Source organism: Geodermatophilus sp. URMC 62 (assembly GCF_052931475.1).
This window is the reverse complement of sequence record NZ_JBRFHY010000002.1, coordinates 1-20,921: the sequence shown is the minus strand read 5'-3', so window position 1 is coordinate 20,921 and position 20,921 is coordinate 1. Positions and strand designations below refer to the sequence as shown.

At 69.5% G+C, this 20,921-nt stretch carries 19 protein-coding genes; 5 read left to right on the top strand and 14 right to left on the bottom strand.

Annotated features, from left to right (window positions below):
* Positions 1-72: 72 nt before the first annotated feature.
* Entirely contained in the window at positions 73-1,050 is a 978-nt protein-coding gene (locus ACU616_RS26905) for a tyrosine-type recombinase/integrase (RefSeq protein WP_446761562.1), read from the top strand.
* 242 nt (positions 1,051-1,292) lie between these two features.
* Here the strand turns inward: ACU616_RS26905 and ACU616_RS26900 are convergent, their stop codons facing one another.
* The 4 genes from ACU616_RS26900 to ACU616_RS26885 form a co-directional block, all read right to left on the bottom strand.
* Positions 1,293-1,958 carry a 4'-phosphopantetheinyl transferase family protein gene (locus ACU616_RS26900; RefSeq protein ID WP_446761561.1) on the bottom strand — a complete coding sequence of 222 codons (666 nt, stop codon included), beginning with the start codon at positions 1,956-1,958 and terminating at the stop codon, positions 1,293-1,295.
* A 354-nt stretch (positions 1,959-2,312) separates the two neighbouring features.
* Entirely contained in the window at positions 2,313-4,115 is a 1,803-nt protein-coding gene (locus tag ACU616_RS26895) for a BTAD domain-containing putative transcriptional regulator (protein ID WP_446761560.1), read from the bottom strand.
* Positions 4,116-4,350: 235 nt separating this feature from the next.
* Entirely contained in the window at positions 4,351-5,358 is a 1,008-nt protein-coding gene (locus ACU616_RS26890) for a DMT family transporter (protein ID WP_446761559.1), read from the bottom strand.
* Positions 5,359-5,392: 34 nt separating this feature from the next.
* Positions 5,393-5,824 (bottom strand): DUF2000 family protein, encoded by a 432-nt coding sequence (locus ACU616_RS26885; RefSeq protein WP_446761558.1) that lies wholly within the window; start codon positions 5,822-5,824, stop codon positions 5,393-5,395.
* A 110-nt stretch (positions 5,825-5,934) separates the two neighbouring features.
* On the opposite strand from ACU616_RS26885, the gene ACU616_RS26880 reads away from it, so the two are divergent.
* A complete protein-coding gene (locus ACU616_RS26880) occupies positions 5,935-6,690 on the top strand; it encodes a helix-turn-helix domain-containing protein (RefSeq protein ID WP_446761557.1) in 756 nt (251 codons plus the stop codon).
* A gap of 47 nt (positions 6,691-6,737) precedes the next feature.
* On the opposite strand, the gene ACU616_RS26875 is transcribed toward ACU616_RS26880, so the two are convergent.
* The 7 genes from ACU616_RS26875 to ACU616_RS26845 form a co-directional block, all read right to left on the bottom strand.
* Complete coding sequence (locus ACU616_RS26875; RefSeq protein WP_446761556.1) at positions 6,738-8,009, bottom strand: cation:proton antiporter; 1,272 nt, start codon at positions 8,007-8,009, stop codon at positions 6,738-6,740.
* Complete coding sequence (locus ACU616_RS26870; RefSeq protein ID WP_446761555.1) at positions 8,009-8,857, bottom strand: alpha/beta fold hydrolase; 849 nt, start codon at positions 8,855-8,857, stop codon at positions 8,009-8,011. The genes ACU616_RS26875 and ACU616_RS26870 overlap by 1 nt, the downstream gene beginning before the upstream one ends.
* On the bottom strand, positions 8,847-10,112 hold the full coding sequence (locus ACU616_RS26865; RefSeq protein ID WP_446761554.1) for an aminotransferase class I/II-fold pyridoxal phosphate-dependent enzyme: 1,266 nt from the start codon (positions 10,110-10,112) through the stop codon (positions 8,847-8,849). The genes ACU616_RS26870 and ACU616_RS26865 overlap by 11 nt, the downstream gene beginning before the upstream one ends.
* A 70-nt stretch (positions 10,113-10,182) precedes the next feature.
* Positions 10,183-10,410: an acyl carrier protein gene (locus ACU616_RS26860; protein WP_446761553.1), complete on the bottom strand. Its 228-nt coding sequence runs from the start codon at positions 10,408-10,410 to the stop codon at positions 10,183-10,185.
* 52 nt (positions 10,411-10,462) lie between these two features.
* Positions 10,463-11,419, bottom strand: coding sequence for a chlorinating enzyme (locus ACU616_RS26855; protein WP_446761552.1), 957 nt, complete (start codon positions 11,417-11,419; stop codon positions 10,463-10,465).
* Between the two features lie 76 nt (positions 11,420-11,495).
* A complete protein-coding gene (locus tag ACU616_RS26850) occupies positions 11,496-13,046 on the bottom strand; it encodes an amino acid adenylation domain-containing protein (protein ID WP_446761551.1) in 1,551 nt (516 codons plus the stop codon).
* A 19-nt stretch (positions 13,047-13,065) separates the two neighbouring features.
* The gene (locus ACU616_RS26845) at positions 13,066-14,808 is read right to left on the bottom strand and encodes a 2-isopropylmalate synthase (protein WP_446761550.1); all 1,743 of its coding nucleotides are present in this window, start codon (positions 14,806-14,808) and stop codon (positions 13,066-13,068) included.
* A gap of 708 nt (positions 14,809-15,516) precedes the next feature.
* Here ACU616_RS26845 and ACU616_RS26840 point away from each other — a divergent pair.
* Complete coding sequence (locus ACU616_RS26840) at positions 15,517-15,825, top strand: hypothetical protein (protein ID WP_446761549.1); 309 nt, start codon at positions 15,517-15,519, stop codon at positions 15,823-15,825.
* A 570-nt stretch (positions 15,826-16,395) separates the two neighbouring features.
* Here the strand turns inward: ACU616_RS26840 and ACU616_RS26835 are convergent.
* The 3 genes from ACU616_RS26835 to ACU616_RS26825 are packed head-to-tail and all read right to left on the bottom strand — an operon-like array spanning position 16,396 to position 17,527.
* Positions 16,396-16,779, bottom strand: a complete 384-nt coding sequence (locus ACU616_RS26835; protein ID WP_446761548.1) for a PIN domain-containing protein — start codon at positions 16,777-16,779, stop codon at positions 16,396-16,398.
* Positions 16,776-16,967, bottom strand: coding sequence for a hypothetical protein (locus tag ACU616_RS26830; protein WP_446761547.1), 192 nt, complete (start codon positions 16,965-16,967; stop codon positions 16,776-16,778). Before ACU616_RS26830 ends, ACU616_RS26835 begins: the two co-directional genes overlap by 4 nt.
* A 20-nt stretch (positions 16,968-16,987) precedes the next feature.
* The gene (locus tag ACU616_RS26825; protein WP_446761546.1) at positions 16,988-17,527 is read right to left on the bottom strand and encodes an antirestriction protein ArdA; all 540 of its coding nucleotides are present in this window, start codon (positions 17,525-17,527) and stop codon (positions 16,988-16,990) included.
* 715 nt (positions 17,528-18,242) lie between these two features.
* Between ACU616_RS26825 and ACU616_RS26820 the strand changes: the two genes are divergently transcribed.
* Entirely contained in the window at positions 18,243-19,190 is a 948-nt protein-coding gene (locus ACU616_RS26820) for a ParA family protein (protein ID WP_446761545.1), read from the top strand.
* Positions 19,187-19,822 carry a hypothetical protein gene (locus ACU616_RS26815; RefSeq protein WP_446761544.1) on the top strand — a complete coding sequence of 212 codons (636 nt, stop codon included), beginning with the start codon at positions 19,187-19,189 and terminating at the stop codon, positions 19,820-19,822. Before ACU616_RS26820 ends, ACU616_RS26815 begins: the two co-directional genes overlap by 4 nt.
* Positions 19,823-20,921: the final 1,099 nt, after the last annotated feature.

Sequence of the window (20,921 nt, the reverse complement as noted above, 5' to 3'; positions counted from 1 at the left end):
CGGACAACGTCTGACCTGACGCCCGAACATGACTGGCTGCGCTGTCGCACCCTCGGGCTAGCGTCCGACGACGTGACCTTGGTGCCCCTAGCCGTCGACGTTGCCGCTCCGGTTCCCGCTGTGCGGGCCGAGCCGCTCGACCGGCTGCCGGGCACCGCGGCCGATGATCCGCTCCTGCGCCTGGCGGCCGCGTGGCTCCTCGCCTACCCGACCCGCACCGCGACGGTCTACCGCCGCGACCTCGAAGCGTGGGCTTCATGGTGCGCGGGGCTCGGCGTCCACCCGTTCGCCGCCGAACGTCACCACGTCGATGCCTGGGTTCGTCATCTGACAACGACACCCCAGGAGCGCACAGGGCGGCCAGCAGCAGCCGCGTCGGTCGCCCGGCGCCTTTCGGCGCTGTCCAGCTTCTACGACCACGGCATCGCCGCCGAAGTCCTCACCCACTCCCCCGTTGCGTCCGTGCGACGGCCGCGCGTCTCCGAGGAGTCGCAGGCCGTTGGGCTGACGACAGATCAGGTGCGCGCCCTGATCACAACGGCCACCACGCACTCGCCTCGCTCGGCTGCCCTGGTGCTGCTGCTCACGTCGGTGGGTCTGCGCATCTCCGAGGCGCTCGGGACTGACGTGCGCGACTTCGGCCACGACCATGGGCACCGCGTCATGAAGGTGACGCGCAAGGGCGGCAGAACCGCTCGTGCCGTCGTTCCACCGCAGGCGGTCCGCGCGCTTGAGGCTTACATCGGTGAGCGCACCTCGGGGCCGATCTTCCTCGCCGCCGACGGTGTGAGCCGCTACCCGTACAAGAGCGCCTACGAGCAGCTCGACCGGCTCTGCAAGCTAGCCAAGCTTCCCGCCGGCGTGACACCGCACAGCCTTCGCCACGCTTGGGCGACCGAGGCAGACCGGCTGCGCGTTCCGCTCCAAGACATCCAAGACGGCCTGGGCCACGCCGACCCGCGCACCACCCGGCGCTACATCGCCAAGCGCAACCAGAACGACCGCTCCCCCAACTACGCGATCGCCGCAGCCTTCACCAGCGACGACTGATCAGCTTGCTCGTAAGCACCGGCGGTCCCACCCAACCCCGAGGACTGGGGTCAGTCCGCCGCCATCGGGATACCTCCCGCCTCTGGCATAGCGCGGGCTGCGCCAGCTGTCAGCAGAGCTCGTAACGTCCGCCGTTAACGATTTCTAGGGGCCATGCTCGGTCTCGCCGTCCTCGCACTGTCCTTTCAGCGTCCCCGCCGCGGCGGGACGGCGCGGGGACGGTTCCGACTGCCGGTGGCCGGTCATCCCGACGGGCCAAGGGCGGCAGAACCGGCCGGGAGGGCGACCGCCGTGACCAGCAGCCCGTGCCACCGTGCCCACCTCCCCTGCAGCCCTAGCAGCGCCGGCGTGGTGACCTTGGCCGTGAATGTTCCGCTGCGCGGACTGATCTCAACCCCGACGTTGTGGAAGTCCAACCAGAGCCCGGTCAGCGGGAACCATGCCTTGTAAACCGACTCCTTGCAGCTGAACAAGAGCCGGTCCCAGCACACGGACCCGTCCTCCTCGGCCCACTCACGCAACCACGCCCGCTCGTCCTCCCGGGCGATGAGGGCCAGGACGCCGCGAGGGAGTGGTGCGTGCGGCTCGGCGTCCACACCGAGCGCACAGACCTGCCCGGCCCGGCCGACGGCAGCCGCCCGGTAGCCCTCGCAGTGGGTCATGCTGCCCACCACGCCCGGCGGCCAGGATGGGGCGCCGCGGGCGCCGGGGATGAGCGGCACGACCGGCGCGCCGAGGAGCGCCAGCGCACGGCGCGCGCAGCTGCGGACGGTGGCGAACTCCTGCCGCCGCCGACCCACGGCCGCGGCGACCACCGCCTCCTCCGATGGGAAGAGTTGCACCTCGTGGTCGTCGCCAAACGCCTCCGCGGTGGCCACGAACCGCGGTAGCAGCTGCTCTAGCACCACGGCGGCGCTCCGGCCGGGAGGGACGGCGCGGCCATGGTCCCGTCGAGGACCGGGCGAGGACGGCGAGCGGCAGGGTGTCGGCCATGGCGTGCGCAGCAGGGGCCACCAGCCCGCAGACGGCTGATGCCGAACTGATGCTGCGTGACCGTTGTCGTGACGTCGATCTTGAGACCGCGCGGCCGGGCACCCGCGCGCAGCCGCAAGGCGACTCCTTCCGCCTGTACCGCGTAGGCCCTCGCCACGGTGAGCGCCGGGCGGGTCCCGGTGAGCCGTGCGACGGAACGGCACCAGACCCGCGCCTGCTCCAGGAGCGCGGCCAGGGCCCGCGCCTCGGCGGCATCGTCCACGGCCGCGTCAGGCCGCTCGCCCGTCGCGGCCCCAGCCCGCACCGAAGAGCTCGGCCCCCGGCAGGCGGGACACGTAGGCCCGCAGCAGCGGGTGAAGGGCGTAGCGATCCGGACCCCGCGGCTCGACGAGGTGTAGGTCCACCAGGTCCTCGAGCATGTGCCCGGCCTGGCTCTCGGTGAGGTCCGCGAGCGCGGCGACGGTGTTCGGTGCGATCTCCTCGTCCTGGTACTCCAGCAGGCGCATCAGGCGCTGGCCCACCGGGCCGAGCCGATGCACCGATGAGGCCATCGCGTCGGCGACGCTGAGGTCGTCGGTGCGGAGCTCGTCCAGCCGGTGTGCCGGGTCGGCCAGGCGCTCGGCGAGCTCGGCCACGGACCAGGCCGGCCGGTGCCGCAGCCGGGTGGCGGCGATGCGCAGCGCGAGGGGCAGCCGACCGCAGTGCCGCACCACCTCGTCGACTGCTACGGCCTCCGCGAGGGGGCGCCGGTCCCCCACGGCCTGTACGAACAGGTTGCGGGCCTCCGCGGGGCCGGGGAGCTCCAGTGGGACGAGTGCCGCCGCGTGCAGCCCGGTCAGCCGCCGACGGCTGGTGACTAGGGTCAGGCACCCTGGACCGGCCGGCAGCAGCGGGGAAACCTGTGCGGTGTCAACCGCGTTGTCAAGGACCAGCAGGAGGCGACGGTGCGCCACCTGCCGGTGCCAGAGGTCCAGCCGATCAGGCAGCCGCGTCGGCAGCATGCCCACGGGCACCTCGACCTTGACAAGCAATGACGTTACGGCCGCCGACAGGTCGAGTGGCGGCTGGCCGGGACTATAGGCCTGTAGGTCTAGGAACAGCTGACCGTCCGGGAAGTCGTCGACCAGTGAGTGCGCCGCCCGCACCGCCAGCGCCGTCTTGCCAACGCCGGGCATGCCGTCGATCGCCACCACAGTGGAGGTCGTCGGGGAATCCGGCGTCGTCTTGCCCAAGGACGACAGGCGGGCGAGTTCGCACCCACGCCCCACCAGATCGACGATGTCCGCAGGCAGGGCGCACGGGCCTCGGGCCGGCGGGGCCTGCGCCACGGACGGCGCCGGGCGCAGCTGGCCCTGCGGCACCGGCATGAGGCCGGCCGTGGGTGCCCGGCGGGCCGGCTCGGCGGTGAGTTGGCGGCGCAGGCCGCGCAGCTCGGCCCCCGGCTCCACACCGAGGTTGTTGGCGAGCACCTCGCGGGTCTGGTCGTAGACCTTTAGCGCCAGGTCGCGAGCGCCCGAGGCGATCAAAGCGCGCATGAGCAACGCCACCAGGCTCTCGCGGTGGGGCTCCTCGTCGACCCACTGGAACAGCTCGCTCACCACGGAACGGTGGCGACCGAGGTACAGCTCCAGGGCGACGCACTCCTCGAAGACCGCCACCCGCTGCTCGTCGAGCCCGAGCACCCGGTTGCGCAACACCGGGCTGGTCAGCCCCGCCAGCGCCGGCCCCCGCCAGAGGTCCAGAGCGGCCCGGAACTCCGCGACCGCCCCCTCCCGGTCCTCGGCCTCGCCGACGGCCGCGCGGTCGCGGGCGTTTTGGACGTGCTTCTCGAACTCGTCGAGATCGAGCCGGGCGCGGCCGAGATCGAGGTGATATCCGCCCTCCATCAGTCCCACCGAGGCCCCCAACTGGCCGACGGGAACGCGCAGGCTCGAGACGACGTTGCGAACCTGCTTGTCCGCCGTGTCGGGTGGCACCTCCCACACGGCGTCGACCAGCCGGTCCAGCGTCACGGGGCGCCCCTGCGCGAGCAGCAGCACGGCGAGCACCACCCGCTGGCGCTGGCCGGTCAAGGCGACTGATTGCCCACCCAGAGTGCACTGAAGCGGGCCGAGGACCCGGAAATGCCCGATGACCACAAAGCTCTCCCATTGCTGGTAAGCGTCGGCCGTCCGCGGACCGGCCTCGTTCTGACGGCGCCCGCGAAAGGGCGTACCGGTATCGCTGCAGAGCGATACCCGCGGTGCTGCGGGGTCCGGCGAGGACCGCTGACGAACAGCAACGGTCTAGGACTAAAGAGGAGCAGACCTACTTGTGCGCGTCGGCGGTGTCGACCGCGGGCTGGCTTGCGACGGGCCGCCGGACCGGACGCGGGAGCAGCCGTGGACCCGACCAGTGGGGTAGGCGCCCCTGGGTCACGGCGAGGAGCGCGCCGACGATCATGACCGCCGCTCCAGCGGCCTGGGTCAGGGTGAAGCTCTCCCCCAGAAAGGCGACAGAGCACACCGTCCCGAAGACGGGCACGGCGAACATCATGATGGTTGCCGTCGAGGGGCTCACGGCACGGAGTCCCCGGTAGTAGAAGAGGTAGGCCACGGCAGTGGGCCCGACGACGAGGTAAGCGACGTTGGCCCAGGCCGTCCCGGAGACGTCTGTCCAGCGGACCTGTCCGAGCACAGGCACGGCAAGCACCGCCAGCGCCAGTCCGCCGACCAGCGTGGCGCACGCGGTGGCGCGCAACGGGTCGATGCCCCCGAGCATCCGCTTGGACATAATGCTGTAGGTAGCCCAGCAGGCCGCGGCGAGCAGGTAGATGAAGTCACCAGCGAGCCGCGCGCCGGTCATCCCGGACTCCGCGCCGATCCCGGCGAGGAACAGAGCGGCACCGGCCATGCCCAGCAGAAGACCGACCGCGCGCGCCACTCCCGCTGTCTCCCGGCCGGTCAGGAGGAGGAAAGTCGTGGTCAGGACGGGGCTGAGCACCGGGACGATGATGCTGCCGTCGAGCGAGGGGGCCAGGGACAGACCCCAGAAGAAGAAGGCGTTGTAGGCGAACACGCCGACGAGGCCGGCTGCACCAGCACGGATTACCGCCCCCCGCGAGAACGGCTGCCGCCCCTTCCTGATCACCAGCGCAAGCAGGAGCAGGACGAGAGCCCCGCCGCCGAAACGCAGGAGGGCCGCCACCTGATGCGGCACCTCGCCGACCACAAGCTTGGAACTGGCGAACGCGCTCCCAAAAAGCGCCATCGTGACCAACAGGTAGGCGTACGGCGTCGCACCGGACTCGGCGTCGGACCGAACTTCGGTCTTCACGGTCGTCTCCCCCTCACTTCCCGCCCGTCACCGGTCACCGGTGCATCTGAGCACCCTTGAAGATCTTGTCCACCGCGTTGCGCGGCCCATGCACGGCCAGGCCCACAAGGTCGAGCTCGTCCCGTGGGACGGCCCGCACGGCCGCGCGGTTGTCCTGGTCGTTGTTGGTGGCGAACAGGTCCGAGGTATAGACAGACCGGGGCAGCCCGCGCGAGAGCACCCGGGAGTGGGCGGCCGTGAGCACTTCCTTGGATCCAGCGAGCACCACCACCGGCTGCCGGAACATCGCCAGGTAGGGCGTGCCGTCGGCGTCCTCGTAGGGCTCCCCGATGAGCTCAGGGACGGCTGCGGCGATGCCGCTGACCAGGAAGGCCGTTACGTTGAGGCTTTGCCACGGCTGTAGATCGTTCCGCAGCAACACGGTGATCTTGGTGTCGAAACGGATCGGTGAGTCTTGCGTCTGCACGAGGAAACCATGCTGTCACAGTGCGCGACGCTCTAGTACGTTCTTAACAGAACGAATAAGTTCCTATCGTGGTCAACACAGTGACGGCGTGGCGCCCTTTGGTGCCGGGCGTGCACGAGGTGTTCCACGCGCGCTTCACCGAGCACAGCTATCCGTCGCACACCCACGACACTTGGACCTTGCTGATCGTTGACGACGGCATGGTCCGCTACGGCCTGGACCGGTATGAGCACGGAGCGGTCCAGGCATGGGTGACCCTCCTGCCGCCCGACGTCCCCCATGACGGTCGCCCCGTCGGCCCGGAAGGGTTCCGCAAGCGTGTGCTCTACCTAGAGCGGGACGTGCTCGACGACGGCCTGATCGGCGCGGCGGTCGACGAGCCCAGTCTGGCCGATCCGCTGCTGCGCTACCGGGTCCACCAGCTTCACCAGGTGCTGACCTACCGGAGCGAGGACCTCGAGGCGCACAGCCGCCTAGTTCTGATCCGGGAGCGGCTGCTCCAGCACCTGGGGGCCAAGCCGCGGGCCGCCGCGACGCGGTCCCGCGACCCCGGCGTGGCCCAGGCGCTGCGGGACCTGCTCGACGCCCGGGTTGAGCAGGGGGTCTCCCTCGGCGAGGCGGCCGAAATCCTCGACGAGCGACACCCCGCGCATCTGGTGCGTACGTTCCGGCGGGAGTTCGGCATACCGCCGCATCTGTACCTCACCGGCCGGCGGGTGGACCTCGCCCGCCGCTTCCTCCTGAGCGGCCACACACCCGCCCAGGCGGCCACCATGGCCGGTTTCTACGACCAGTCGCACCTGGCCCGTCACTTCCGCCGGTTCCTGGGCATCAGCCCGGCCCACTACGCGCGCAGCAAGCGGTGAGTGACCCGCAGCCGTCCCTGGACCCGGTCCCCCCTTCAGCGATCAACTCAGCGCACCCCTCTCGTCTCCCCGACCGGCCCGGGCTCCTGCACCAGCATCGGGACGTCGGCCCGCTCGCCCGGTCGGGCGCCGATCAGCCGGAGGACTGGCGCGGCCATCAGCGTGGTGATCAGGGCCATCAGCACCATGATTGTGAAGAACGTTGAGGTGATCACTCCCAGCTGCAGCCCGATCGTTAACAAGACGACCTCGGTGAGGCCCCGCGTGTTCATGAGGACTCCGATCGTGATCGCCTCGGGCCACCGCTCGCCAGCGCACCGCGCGGCCAGCGAGGAGCCGCCGAACTTGCCCGCGATCGCCACCGCGACGACCACTCCCGCGAGCGCCAGGTGGTACCCGGTCAGCTCGTCGATCCGGGTGGACAGCCCGACGACTGCGAAGAAAATCGGCAGCAGGACGACCGAGACGACGCCGTCCAGCCGGCCGTGCAGAGACTCCCGCCACTCCTCCCGCCGAGGCATGACCACACCGGCGACAAAGGCGCCGAGGATCGCGTGCGTCCCGATTTGCTCGGTCACCGCCGCGCTCAGGATGGCCACGAGCAAGGCGCACCACAGCGGCGGACTGGGTAGACGGACCAGCAAGGGCCGGACCACCCCGAGCATGACCGTCACGAACCCGGTGGTGAGGACCAGCGTGTTCGTGACCTCACCCGGGCCGTCGGCACGCAGGACGGCGACCACGACGGCGAGCAGGAACCAGGCGACCATGTCGTTGAGCGCGGCGCACACCAGGCTGAGCACCCCGACCCGCGAGCGGGCCAGGCCGGTATCGCGCAGCAGGCGAGCCAGGACGGGGAAGGCGGTCACCGCCATGGCCGCGGCGACGAACAGGCAAAAGCCGAGCAGGTCCCCACCGTCACCCAGGCGGGGGTACAGCCACAGGGCCAGCGGGACGGCCATGGCGACGGGGACGACGACGGACGCCTGAGCGATCACGGCCACCCGCAGCCGCTGGCCCCGCAGCGCCGCGTGGTCAAGCTCGGTCCCTACCAAGAACATGAACAGGACCAGGCCCAGTTGTGCGAGCACGCGCAACGCGTCGATGACCGAGGCCGAGAAGAGGTAGCCGACGGCGTCTGGCCAGACCAGCCCCAGGACGCTCGGACCCAGCACAATGCCGGCGACGATCTCGCCCATCACCTGCGGTTGCCCCATCCGCGCCACGAGCCAGCCGACCAGGCGGACGCCTGCGATGACCACGGCCACCGCGAGCAGCGTCCGGACGTTGGCGGCAGCGGCCTCGCCCACCCCGTGCATCAGGACCGCACCGGTACGCACCCGACCGCCGACCGCATGAAGCCGGCGAGCTCCGCGACGGTGTCCGGGTCCTGGAACAGGCCGTAGTGGCCGCCGGACTCGTAGAGGCGGAAGCGGGCACCGGCCACCAGCCGGGCGGCCTGCTGCGCGTTGCGATGGCTCACCATGAGGTCGTCGCGACGGGCGGTGAACAGCGCCGGACAGCGGATCTCACGCAACGTCCTCCCCGGGTCGGGCGGACAGGCAGCACGGATGGCATGGGCGTAGCGGAGCAATCCCTCCACGCCGCGCCGGTAGGGCAACGTGACCTGAGCGAACAGCGGCGACCCGCCGTCCAGCCCCATGACCGCGGCCGACTGCACCCGCGGCCGGGTGATCGGCTCGAAGTGCTCGGCCCGGGAGGTGTCGGCGACGATCTCGCCGCACATCGCCCACATCGCGTTTCCTAGCGGCCCACCCGGGACCCCACCGAACAGGAAAGCGCCGTCGACAGACGTGAAGCTGAGCGCCCGCTCCCCCAGCCGGCCGGCGAGGAGGGCCGCCACCGGCGCACCGGTGCACCAGCCCGCCACGTGCATGGCGCCGACCCCTAGCCGGTTGAGGACCCGCAGCCCGTCAGCGACGTGATCGTCTAGCCGGCTGTCAACCGGATTCGGGGTGGGACCGGGGCTGCCGCGCAGCTCCCAGGTGACCAAGCCCATCCCGGCCCGGTCGAACGCCGCCGCCACCGGGGCCAGGATCTGCGACGACATGCCGACTGCGTTGACAAAGAGCACCGTCGGCCGGTCGTGGGCGGTGTGGGCGAGCGTCAGCTCGGCCGAGCCCGCGAGGAGCACGTCATGCTGCACGGCTCATGACCTCCAGCTCCTCGGCCAGCCGGCGCACGCCCTCGGCCAGGTCGGGCTCCTCTACGCTGAGGCTCAGCCGCACGCACCGGGTGGCGTGGCCGCCCAGCGAGCCGTCGTCCTCGGGGTTGACGAAGAAGTGGCGGCCCGGGACGACGAAGACCTTCCGCCGCTTCAGCCGCTCGTAGAGGACCAGGTCGTCGAACCAGTCGTGGTTGATCCACAGCCAGCAAAACAGCCCGCCGTCAGCGGTGTGCAGCCGCCAGTCCACCGACGGCGGGAGGAGCTCGTGGAGCAGCTGCTCGGCGGCACGCCGCTTGCTTGCGTAGTACGGCCGGATGACCGCGTCTGCCAGCTTCTCCAGCCGGCCGCTACGCAGCCCACTCTCGAGGAGGCACTGCGCGCTCTGCGATGCGTGCAGCACCGAGTTGGAGAGGAACGAGACCACCGGGTCGATGGCCTCCGCCGGCCCGATGGCGAACCCGACCCGCTCACCGGGCAAGCCTGCCTTTGAGAGGGTGAAGCAGTTGACCACGTTCGCGTGAAAGGGCGGTGCGACCGCCGTCCGTGCCACCCGTGGGAAGGGCTCCCCGTAGGCGTGGTCGATGATCAGCGGCACCCCCCGTTCCTCGGCCACCCGGATCAGGTGGTCGAGCTCCGCCGGCTCGAGGGCACGGCCGGTCGGGTTGCTGGGGTTCGAGATGAGCAGCATCCCGATCTCGGGCAGTCGCCGTAGCCGCTCCATGTCGATCCCGTAGCGGAACAGCCGGTCGCCCTGCAGCCGAATCCGCGGCGGCACCCCGACCGCTCCACAGCTGTCCTGCACCAGCCCCTGGTAGCCGGTGTACTCCGGGACGGACGGCAGCACGACGGGCCGCGAGGCGGAGGCGTGGTCCCCGGCGAACAGCGCCGCGGCTACGAAGCAGAGCATCTGCCCGCCTGGCCCCACGGTGACGTTCTCAGTGGTCAAGGGCCAGCCGTACCTGCGACTGAAGTGGTCGACGACAGCCTCCACCACCCGGTCCATGCCCCGTGAGGGGCCGTAGCGGCTAGACGCCGCGGTGAAGGACTCGGCCACCGCGGTCTCGGCCAGCTCCTGCCAGACCTGCTCCACGTCGGGGATGCGCGCCGGATTCCCTGGGCTGAGGTTGATCCATTCCTCGCTGCCCCCCGAGCGGGCGGCGACGGCGATGTCCTCGAGGATGGCCCGGACGCCGGAGCGTCGTGCCATCTTCAGGCCCCGGCTCGACAGCTGCATGACGGCTCCTCACCTGCAGGGTCTCGCCGCGGCGGCGCCGGTGGACGAGTGCCCACCGGCGCCGCCGCGGTCACGCGGTCGCGGGCTGGGCCGCGAGGTGAGCGGCGATGGAGTTCACGGTGGAGTGTCGGAAGAGCTCGTCCATCGGGACCTCGATGCCGAGCTCCTCGCCGATGGCGTGCTGGATCTTCGCCATGATCAGGGAGTGGCCCCCGAGGGCGAAGAAATCGTCGTCGTCGGAGAAATCGTCGAGCTCCAGCTCGCGGCTCCAGATTTTGCGGATCACGTCTCGGTTCACGCCGTTGTCCTCCTGTGGTCAGTTAAGGGTGGTCTGTCGAAAGGGGCTGGGGTCAGGCCGGCCAGGTGCCCACGAAGGGCTGACCGTGGTTGTCGGTCGACCGGAGGCGGTTGTGGCCGTAGGCGTCCTGACCGCTGACGAGGACGCTCCCGTACTCATCGAGGTCGAAGGTGGCGCCGTGCGCGGAGAATGTGTCCTGGTCCGGGTACACGCGCACGTGGGTCGGCACGTACCGGGCGGCGATGGCGAACCGGGTCTGCCGCTTGGTGATGTTGGGCAGCGAGCCGTGCACGCAGGACGCAGTGAAGATGACCGCCTCCCCCGGCTGCATCTCCATCTCCACGACGTCCTCCGGCCGCGGCTCCCAGTCCGGGTCGACGGCGAAGTCGGAGAAGTCATAGCCGAAGAAGCCGGTGTTGGCGTAAGCCACGTCGTAGCCCTCCGACCGGCCGGTCGCGGTCGCCTTGTGCTCATCGAAGATGAGGTCGCGCTGCGAGCCGCGGACGAACCGCATGCACGCGGTCTCGCGCGTCGCGGGCGTGAAGGTGGTCCAGACGGTGATGTCGATGAACGCGTTCCAGTCCGTCTCGGTCGGCAGCAGCTGCGGCTTGCCGTTTGCGTAGCTGTAGTCGCGAACCTGGTGCCACTCAGTCGCCTTGGCCCCCGGGAACTTGGGAAACCACTCGGTGCGCCAGCACAGGACGTCCGGCCCGAAGATGGCCGTGAGGTACTTCACGATCGTCGGGTGCGCGACGTGCCGGCCCAGCTCCGGGATGTCGAAGTGGCGGTCGTAGTTGACGCTGTTGCGGTACAGGGCCTTGGAGGTGTCCTGGTTGCGGATCCTGATCTCCCGGATCAGCTCCGCGGCCTCGTCGGGCTCGTAGAGCTTGATGGGGCCGATGAAGCCGTCGGTGGTGAACCGCCGGATGTCGTCCCGGATGTCGTCGGGCACCACGGCGGTGGGTGCCGTGGCAACGGGGACGGGGACGGGAATCTGGGTCTCGCTCATGACTGACTCCTTATTTGATGGGACGGGTACGCGGGCAGCCGGCCAGGTCGATCCGGTGCCCGGTGGTGCGAAAGGATCAGGACGTCGTGCCCACGACGGGCTCGCCGGCCCGCGCGGCGTTGGCCAGGAGCTTCCGGTCGACCTTGCCGTTCGGGTTCAGCGGAAATGCCGGGAGCTGGACGAACTCCCGCGGGATCATGTTCAGCGGCAACACCGCGGACAGCTCCGAGCGCAACTGACGGGGATCGAGCACCGGGTCCTGTCCGATGACGAAGGCGACCAGGTGTGGGTCCCCGGGGTCGATGGCCACCGCGAGGACCACGGCGTCACGGACCCGGGGGTTGCTGCGCACCCCGTGCTCGACATCGTTCAGGTCGATGCGCATCCCGCGGATCTTGACCTGGGAGTCCATGCGACCCACGACGACCAGCTCGCCGGCCGCGGTGGTGTAGCCCCGATCGCCGGTGCGGTACAGCCGGACCCGTCGACCGTCCAGGACGGGCTCGACGAACCGGCAGGTGCTGTGCGGATCGGGGTTAAGGTAACCGAGACCCACGCTGGCGCCGGAGATGCAGATTTCGCCGACCTCCCCGGTGTCCAACTCGTGCAGGTCGTCGTCCAGCACGTGGACGCGGGTGTTGTAGACCGGTGTGCCGACCGGGACGACCCCCGAGCGATACGCGGTGTAGTCCGCCATCACGTGCGAGGTGGCGACGTCGGTGCACTCGGCCACCCCGTACTGGTGCAGCAGGACGCAGCGGTTATCCGGCCGGGTGGCCCAGGCGCTCACCCGGGCAGGCTTCAGGGGCTCGCCACCGATGAACACGTAATCCATCCGGGCCAGGGCGTCGCCCCCGGTGGCGACCTCCCGGTCCACCAGGAGGTACAGCGTGCTCGGAGCGCAGTGCAGGGTCTTGACCCCGAGCGCGCCGATCGCCCGGTATGCCATGCCGACGTCGAAGAAGCGGCTGGGCAGCATGTGCAACGTGGCCCCGTTGAACAGCGGGGTCATCAGGCTGCGCTGGCTGATATCAAAGCCGAACGAGCTGACCAGCAGGTTCGCTGAGGTTTCGTCCAGCCCGTACTCGAGGGTCAGCCAGTTGAGCAGGTTGTACCAGCCGCGGTGCCGCACGGCCGTCGCCTTCGGCGTGCCGGTGGAGCCGGAGGTGAAGACGACGTAGCAGAGGTCGTCCCCGCTCAGTAAAACCTCCGGATCGGCATTCGGGTAGGCGGCGAGGACGGGCGGCAGGATGGCAGGGTTGATTACCGGAGCGCGCATCGTCGCCACGAGGTCGGCCGTGTCGTCATTGGCCACGACCGCAGCGAGCGTGTCGAGCTGGCGACCCATGAGCCCCAGGCGTTCTACGGGGTATGTCGGGTCGAGCGGGACGTAGGCGGCCCCGGCCTTGAGGATGCCCAGGATCGATACCACCAAGTCGACCGAGCGGTCTAGGCAGACGCCCACCACGGCTCCCCGCCCCATGCCGAGTGCCAGGAGGTGGTGCGCGAACCGGTTGGCGGCGGCGTTCAACTCCCCGTATGTCCGGCGCTCGGCGCCGATAGTGAGCGCCGTGCGGTTTGGGGCCAGCCGCGCGTGGCGCTCGAACTCCCGGTGGGCGAGGGGCACGTCCGGGAGCCAGACAGACTCACCGATGAGGGGCATATGCCTTCTCCTTGCTCGGATCGGCGGGATCGGCCGGCCGGGGCACGCCCGGCACGCGGTTCACGGCGTTGACGAGGGACTGCACGAGGGCCTCGGACGACGTGGCGGCCAGGCCGACGCCCCAGAGCCGTAGGTCCCCTGCCTGTACCTCGGTGAAGACCACGAGGGGGCACCCATCGAGGCGGGTGAGCGAGGGACGGCCGGCCTGCTGGACCCGGACGAGGTGACCCAGTGCGGACAGCGCCTGGCAGCAGGCCGCCGCGGTGTCCCCACCGAATCCGCGGACGCGCCGCCGGAACCCGTCGGAGGTGTCGACGACCAAGGTCAGCACGACGCCGTCGTCCTCGGTCTGCTCGTGGCATTCGTGTAGCACCAGGCGAGGACGGGGGGGCAGGTATCTGTCCCGGAAGCACTGCCACAGCCGGGCCGAGCTGAGCTCGGTGCCCTCCCGGTCGGCGACCTGCTGCACGTGCCGGGCGAACTCCACCCGCATCTCCCGGGGCAGGTCTAGTCCGTAGACGTTGCGGAGGACATGCCCCATGCCGCCCTTGCCGGACTGGCTGTTGACCCGGACCACTGACTCGTAGGAGCGCCCGACGTCCTGGGGGTCGATGGGCAGGTAGGGCACCTGCCAGGGGTGGTCGCGCACCGGTGTCCCGCTGGAGGCGGCCCACCGCTCCATGGCAACGAAGCCCTTGGCGATCGCGTCCTGGTGGGTGCCGGAGAAGGCGGTGTAGACGAGGTCGCCGACGTAGGGGTGCCTGGGGTGCACCGACAGCTCGTTGCAGTGCTCGACGGTGCGCCGGACCTCGTCGATCGAGGTGAAGTCGAGCTGCGGATCGATGCCGTGGCTGAACAAGTTCAGCGCCAGGGTGGCCAGGCAGACATTCCCTGTGCGCTCCCCGTTGCCGAACAGGGTTCCCTCGACGCGGTCGGCACCGGCCATCAGCGCCAGCTCGGCGGAGGCCACGGCGGTGCCGCGGTCGTTGTGTGGGTGCACCGAAAGGATGATCCCGTCCCGCCGTGCGAGGTTGCGGTGCATCCACTCGACCTGGTCGGCGAAGACGTTAGGCGAGTCGGTTTCGACCGTGCTAGGCAGGTTCAGGATCAGCGGCCGGTCGGGACTGGCATCCACCGTCGAGGCAACCGCGTCGCAGACGTCGAGCACGTACTCGGGCTCGGTGACATTGAAGGTCTCCGGGGAGTACTCGAACCGCAGGTCGGACCCGGGTGTGGTGTCGGTCAACCGGAGCAGCCGCTCGGCGGAGTCGGTGGCCATCCGGCGCACCTCGTCGGGGGTCAACCCGAACACCGTCTCCCGCCACAGGCAGGCCGTGGCGTTGCAGAGGTGGATGACGGCCCGCCGGACACCGCGGACGGCCTCGAATGTGCGGTCAATCAGCTCCGGTCGGGCGGGGGTGAACACGGAGATGGTGACGTCGTCGGGGATGCGGTCGCCCTCAACGAGGTCTCGGACGAAGGTGAAGTCCGCCTCGCTCGCCGACGGGTAGCCGACCTCGATGTCCTTGAACCCCAGCCGGACGAGCAGGTCGAACATGGCGCTCTTGCGGGCCGGGCTCATCGGGTTGGGCAGGGCCTGGTTGCCGTCTCGGAGGTCGACCGAGCTCCACAACGGCGCCCGGTCGAGGGTCCGGTCGGGCCACGAGCGCGGCGCGTTGCCGAACCGGGCGCTGCGGTCGACCCGCCGGTACCGGTCAAAGCGCATGGGCGATGCCTGCTGCGGGTTCCACCAGGACCGGACTGGCCCCCGGCCCCCCGCGGCCGCCGCGGCCTCCGTGCTCGTGGGCGGTTGGGTGTGCACTATCGGCCACCTCCTGGTGAGTCCGGGAACGAGCGCCTCCGGGATTGAGGCGGCACGACCGATCCTGCGGATAGGTGTCCTTCGGCCGTCCTCGTCGCATCCCGCTCGCGCGGTGACGAAGCGGGGACGCGATCGGTCAGAGTGAGGGACATGTCCACGGTGTGGACCCGCGGTAGCCCACCCGGTCATGGCGGGGAAGGGGGATGACAGACCTAGTGCACGACGAGGGCGGGCGTCTGGCGGCATGCCCCAGCCAGGTCGTCCCCCAAGCCCGTCCTGGTCCTGCGCAAGATGTGCCAGGTACTCGACGTGCTCACCCCGGGGCACCGGCTCTCTCGGCCCGCGAGGTCCAGCGGGCCACTGGCCTGCCGGCGACAACCTGCCTGCGGCTGCTGCAGTTGGTCGCCGACCCGGCGCTGCTGAACTTCTCTGAGCTGTTGTTCAGCGCCGCGCAGCTGGATCGCTCCGCAGCTGGACCGCTCCTTGGCCCTGGACACCAGAACCACCTGCGCAGCGCGAATCTCCGGCTGGCCAGGATGAGCATCCGATGAGAGCGACCCTGCGGCCCGGGCTGACCGCCCGACTGGAGTACCCGGTCCGGCGGAACGCACGGTGCCGCACCTGCTGCCCAAGTCGGCCGCGTTCGCCGCCCTACCGCCGGTACAGGTCACCGACTATCTAGTTGACGTCCTTGAGTGGACTGGCATCCGCGCCCTCACCGACCAACTAAATCCCAGCGAGCAGCCTCTCGGCGTGCAGGCGGAGCCGACCGCGGACAAGGGCCGGCAGCTGACCTTCGCCGTCAAGGCCGCTGACGACGCCGCGGCACCCACCGCCGTGCGGCCATCCACCGCACCCGATTTGACCAGCGCATCACCGCCCGGGGCATCTTGGCCCCAGGCCGGCCACCTGCAACCCTGATCTGAGGTGATCAGCCGTGCTGTGGATTACCTGTCCGGTCAGTGGGCTCGACGAACTGGTTCCCACCCGGCACATCCGCACCCTCGCCAACCACCCCACCCACATCGCCCTGACCGTGACCTGCCCCTGCGGCGGCACACACGTCTACCGGACCGGACGTCGCTGGCAGGGGGACCGAAGCGCGGCTGACGAGGACACGCCGACCAGGCCGCCTCGCCCCGCCGCTGACCAACGGGCAGCGCGGTGAGCACCATTCAATGGTCCCTGGTAGCTACCAGGTAGCTACCGTACCGGCGGTTGCATCATCGCGTGCCCGTTAGGCCTCCACGAGGCTAGCTGCCGGCCCGCTAGAGCGGGTCTGCATGCAAGCTCGAGCCGTCGCAGTCCCTGCCCATCAACTCGCTAGTAGAGGCTCTTCACGCGCCGGGCCGGGAGTCAAGGATGGCGCGCAGCGCCACTCGCCAGAGCGCGAAGCGTCCTTGACTCCCGGCCCGGCGCGTCGAAACGGTGCCCCTAACGAGGTGATGGCGGACTCCCAGCCAGAGGGCGATGGCCCTCTGGGTTCCATGGTCAGCGGATGACTTGAACCTCGACGCCGAAGTCCTCCGCGAAGCTCAACCAGAGGCGATCGGTCGTGAAGGTGGGACTCGACAGACTGCGCGCCAGCGCCAGGCACACCCGATCAGCGAGGCTGAGGCCTGAGCGGTGTCGGTAGAACGAGGCCGACAAGCGAGCATCTAGGCGGCTGAAGGGGGTGACGGTGATCCCGAAGTCGTCGAGGGTCGCATCGACTCGTTCGGCCAGCACGCCGATACGCGCGGCCTTCTGGAGCACCTCGGCGTAGTTGACCGCGCTGATGGTGGCGTCGTCGCTCGCTGCTCGCTGGGCGACGACATCGCCGCCGGGCTCGTCGTTGAGCAGCGCAAGGCAAGCTGAGGCGTCGAGGACGATCACCTGCGGTCGGACAGGTCGCCGTCTTCGGCGGCCGCCTCCAATCGGCGCTCGGCGACCAGCTCGTCACTGAGGCTCACACGGCTCCCGCCAGCCTCTCGGAACTCGCGCCGGATGCGCTCAAGAGCTACGCGGCGTCGTGGGTCCAACCCCCGGAGGGGGTCCTCCTCGACAGTTCCGCTCTCGCTCATGATCAACACAGTATCGCCGATCATCGAAAGACGTGGATCCGACCAACGGGCGCCGGCGCGGTCCAGATGTCGCCGCCAAGCTCCAGCTCACGGCCCGCGAGGTCCCAGTCGATGCAGTGGAAGGGCCAGGTCGTCAGGTGCTGGTCGGTGACCTCGCCAAGTTCGGCGGCGATCTCCTCGGCGTAGTCGCCCAAGTCGTCGAAGGTGCCGCAGAACGATTCTTGAAACTGCTCGCCTAGCGGCTGGCCGTCTTCGTGGCCGCCGTTGGCGTACCAAGCACCGAAGACCTCGCCGTACTCGACGAGCGCCGCGGCCAGCTCGCAGACGTGGCCGAGGTCCTCGTACTCCCCTAGCCGGATGTCTCCGAAGTCGTCGTAGTCGTGGATTGCCCACTCCTCGGCGACCAGCTCGCGGGACTCGCCCAGCATGTCGACGATCTCAGCCTCCACGGCCTCGACGCCTTGGGCCGCGTGGATCCAGCGACCATGCAGCCTTCCGGCGTTGTAGTCGCTCAAGCTCGCCACATAGATTTTGGGTTCTAGGCTTTGTTCAGTTGTCATGGGCCTCGCTCCTGATCTTGCGCTTCGCGCCCTTCTCCAAGGACGCCGCTGCTCCCTTGCAGCGGTGATAGCTGCCCCCCTCGGGTGGACACGGGCGGCGGGTCAAGCAGCGGGAGCGGAGTTTTTGGCTGGCGGAGTTGAGGTGTGACAGCGCCGGCCCAGCCGGCTCCTCAGCTGCCGCGCTGGAAAGTTCGCGGGAGCGCTTAATGCGACGACCGAGGCCGCCCACTCCCTCTCGATGCGCCCGCGCCCGAGGACCCCCCACGGTGGGTATGGTCCGGCTCCGTGGTGATCCGCCTGCTCGACGAGCGCCGGTTCACTCCCCCACGCCCCGTGGAGATCGAGCGCGACGGCCACTGATGGCCAGGGTTCCAGTTCGCGTGGCGGCTCTACGATGACGACCGCGGCTGGGTGGCCCACGTCGAGTTTAGTGCCCGCCACGAGTGGGGTCTGGGCAAGCACCTCGCCTGCCTGCCGCCCAGTCAGATTCGCCTACCTGGTAGCTGAGAGGTAGCCGCCTGACTGCTACCTACCTGCTACCGGATGGCAGTCGCGTAGCTGGCCGCCTGCTACCTGATGATGCATCCCCGCATGGCCCTTCGGGAGCGGCTAGTACGTAGCTACCTGGTTGCTACCAACTTGCCGTCGTTCGGCGTGGCAGTAGCTACCAACCAGCTACCAGGGCCGAGGATCACCTAGCCCTGAAGGAGGACCCGTGCCTGAACTCAAGTGGAGCCCTGAGCAGCTCATCCGCTGCCTTGCCTTCGTCAACGGCAAGGGCGGCGTCGGCAAGACCAGCCTCGTCGCCAACCTCGCCGGCCTCTACGCCGGCGGTGGCTACAAGGTGCTGATCGTCGACCTGGACCCGCAGGGCAACGTCGGCAACGACCTCGGCTACATCGGCGCCGGCCGCAGCGACGACGGCAAAGCGCTCGTGAGTGCCATCAGCACCGGACACGCGATCATTCCGCTCACCAACGTGCGGCCGAACCTCGACGTGGCCTGTGGCGGCGAGCAACTCGACGAGCTGTCCGACGCACTCGAGGCGGGCCACGGTGGGGGGGTGACCGCCCTCGCGGCCGCGCTTGCCCAGGTCGCCGAGAGCTACGACCTCGTGCTCATCGACTGCCCTCCGGGTAACAAGCCGCTCCAGCGCCTCGGCCTGGCTGCGGCTCGTTGGCTGGTCATTCCGACCAAGAGCGACGACGGCAGCCGCCTTGGCCTTGCCAAGGTCGCGCGTCTCTTCACCGAGATCCGCGAAGAGGTGAACCCGTGGATCGAGCTCCTCGGCGTCGTGCTCTTCGGTGTCGGCTCGACTGCCACCCGGGTTCAGAACTCCGTTCGCGCCGACCTCGGCCAGGACCTCGACAACCCCGGCATCGTCTTCATCTCGACCATCCGCCACGCCGAAGCAGCCGCCTACGACGCCCGCAAACGCGGCCAGCTCATGCATGAGCTGGAGCGCGACGTGGCCACGGCGCCCAAGTGGCACGAGCGCTTCAAGACCGGCAGGAAGGCCGAGACCCTCGCTGCCAGTGCCGGCACCGTGGCAGGCGACTACCAGCGCCTTGCTGAGGAGCTGATCGACCGCATCGTGGCTGCCGAGACGGTCGATCTGAACGATCGCGTCGACGTCCTCGAGGGCCAGGAGGTGCAGGCATGACCTCCGTGGAGCCCCAGGGCATCGGCAAGCAGAGCCTCGCTGGCGCGTTCGGAACGCGCACCGCCGGCGCCGGGAAGCTCCCACCGCGACCGGGCGCTCGACGTCAGGAGACGGTTGTAGACGTCCGCGAGAGGCCCGCAGAACCCGAGGAAGCCCCGAAGGCGGCTGAAGCCGCTTCCGAGGCTGAGAAGCGAACTGAGGCGTCCCGGAAGGAAGCGCCAGCCCGCAAGACCCGGGCAGTCAAGGCCGACAAGCCGACGGCCAGCAAGACGCAGATCATCGTCTACCTCCCGGTCGACCTGGCTGAGCGGCTAAGGGCAGCGGGGGAGCAGAGTGGGCGCACGCACCTTCAGCTCGTCACCGACGCACTCGACGCCACACACGAACGTCTCGATGACCTGCTCGCCGCAGCTGGCTACGTTGAGTCCCGCACCTCCGGACTGTTCAGCAAGAGCGCGCAGCCTGTGTCTCGCAGGCCGGGCCGGCGCGGGACTGCACAGATCTCGCTGCGCCCGCCGGTCGACGTCCGCGACGTCATGGACCGTCTCGTCGAGAAGCACTCAGCTCCCAACCGAAGTGCCCTGATCGAAGTGGCCCTTGACGCGCATCTGCCTGCGGTAACCAGTCGGTAGCTACCAGGTAGCTGGTTGCTAGCTACCCGGCCAGCAGTGTCGGCGCGCTGGTCGTCTTGGACGACCTGCCCGAGGACCGCTTGCTAGAAGGTGACCCAAACGCCGTCCGTCTTGTAGCGCGAGCGCATCTTGCGCAGGTCCTGCATGGCGTAGCGGCGAGTGGCGTCGTCGGGGGTCATCTGGTGTGCGGCAGATGCCCGGCCACATCCCAGCTCCGGACGGTATGGACTTCACGCCGGCGATGCGGTCGGGGCCAGCGTGCGGACCTGCTCCAGTTCCGCCGCCGGCTCCATCCGCTGCTCGGGTGGCGTCGTGGTCCGAGCAAGCTGCTCTCGGCAGCATGTGGGAGATAACGGCGACAGCGGTGTTGACCATGGCCGCCCCTTCCTTCGTTGCGGCGCCGAAGGCGCCTCCTTGATCTCTCGCGCAGTAGTACGAGCACCCCGAAACCCCGGGTGGTCGTGGGGGAGGGGGGCTGATCCGCCGCAGGCGGCGAAGGGGGCTCCGAAGGAGGCGAGGTTGTTCCTGACGCCTCGCTTCGCTCGTTGTCGAGACAAGCACCGGCTGCGCCGGCACTTGCCGCCGGATGAAAGCCGAACGCCAGTGGCTCGACAAGGAGACGGCAGGGGAGGCTGCCCAGCTCACGATCCTCGTCAACTCGAGGCCGGAGCTGGTGTTGGTAGGGGTTGTGCAACGCCGCTGAGGAAGAGAGTCCTTCGTCTGCTGGGGTTCCGGCCGTATGGGCAGAGAGGAACCGAGTCGACCCCAAGGCTCATGCGATGAATCTGCCGACCAAGGCAGAAGCTGTCATGGGCTTGACCTCCCTTCCCGTGCACGCCAGGCGGTTGGCGGTCGCTCATGTCGACTCGGGGTCGAGCGAGGCCAGACTTCACGCGCCAGCCGGGGGCTGAAACGTGGGCGTGCTCCGACAACCCCTCTCTGCGCCATGTGTGGCGGCTGGTCGACCCCTGAGCCCGCGATTTGGGTAGCGGCGGATCGACGACGGGACTGCGGGCGGTGGTTAGCCGTCCGAGCGGACCTAAGTCGCATTCGGTGCTGTGCAACTGCCCGACCTCGGGGCGTGCTTATCCACGCCCAT

What these genes read in the sequence shown, in the direction of transcription:
- ACU616_RS26875 (WP_446761556.1), bottom strand. Translation starts at nt 8,009, where the DNA reads ATGCACGGGGTGGGCGAGGCCGCTGCCGCCAACGTCCGGACGCTGCTC.
- ACU616_RS26865 (WP_446761554.1), bottom strand. Translation starts at nt 10,112, where the DNA reads ATGCAGCTGTCGAGCCGGGGCCTGAAGATGGCACGACGCTCCGGCGTC.
- ACU616_RS26855 (WP_446761552.1), bottom strand. Translation starts at nt 11,419, where the DNA reads ATGAGCGAGACCCAGATTCCCGTCCCCGTCCCCGTTGCCACGGCACCC.
- ACU616_RS26845 (WP_446761550.1), bottom strand. Translation starts at nt 14,808, where the DNA reads ATGCGCTTTGACCGGTACCGGCGGGTCGACCGCAGCGCCCGGTTCGGC.
- ACU616_RS26830 (WP_446761547.1), bottom strand. Translation starts at nt 16,967, where the DNA reads ATGAGCGAGAGCGGAACTGTCGAGGAGGACCCCCTCCGGGGGTTGGAC.
- ACU616_RS26825 (WP_446761546.1), bottom strand. Translation starts at nt 17,527, where the DNA reads ATGACAACTGAACAAAGCCTAGAACCCAAAATCTATGTGGCGAGCTTG.
- ACU616_RS26815 (WP_446761544.1), top strand. Translation starts at nt 19,187, where the DNA reads ATGACCTCCGTGGAGCCCCAGGGCATCGGCAAGCAGAGCCTCGCTGGC.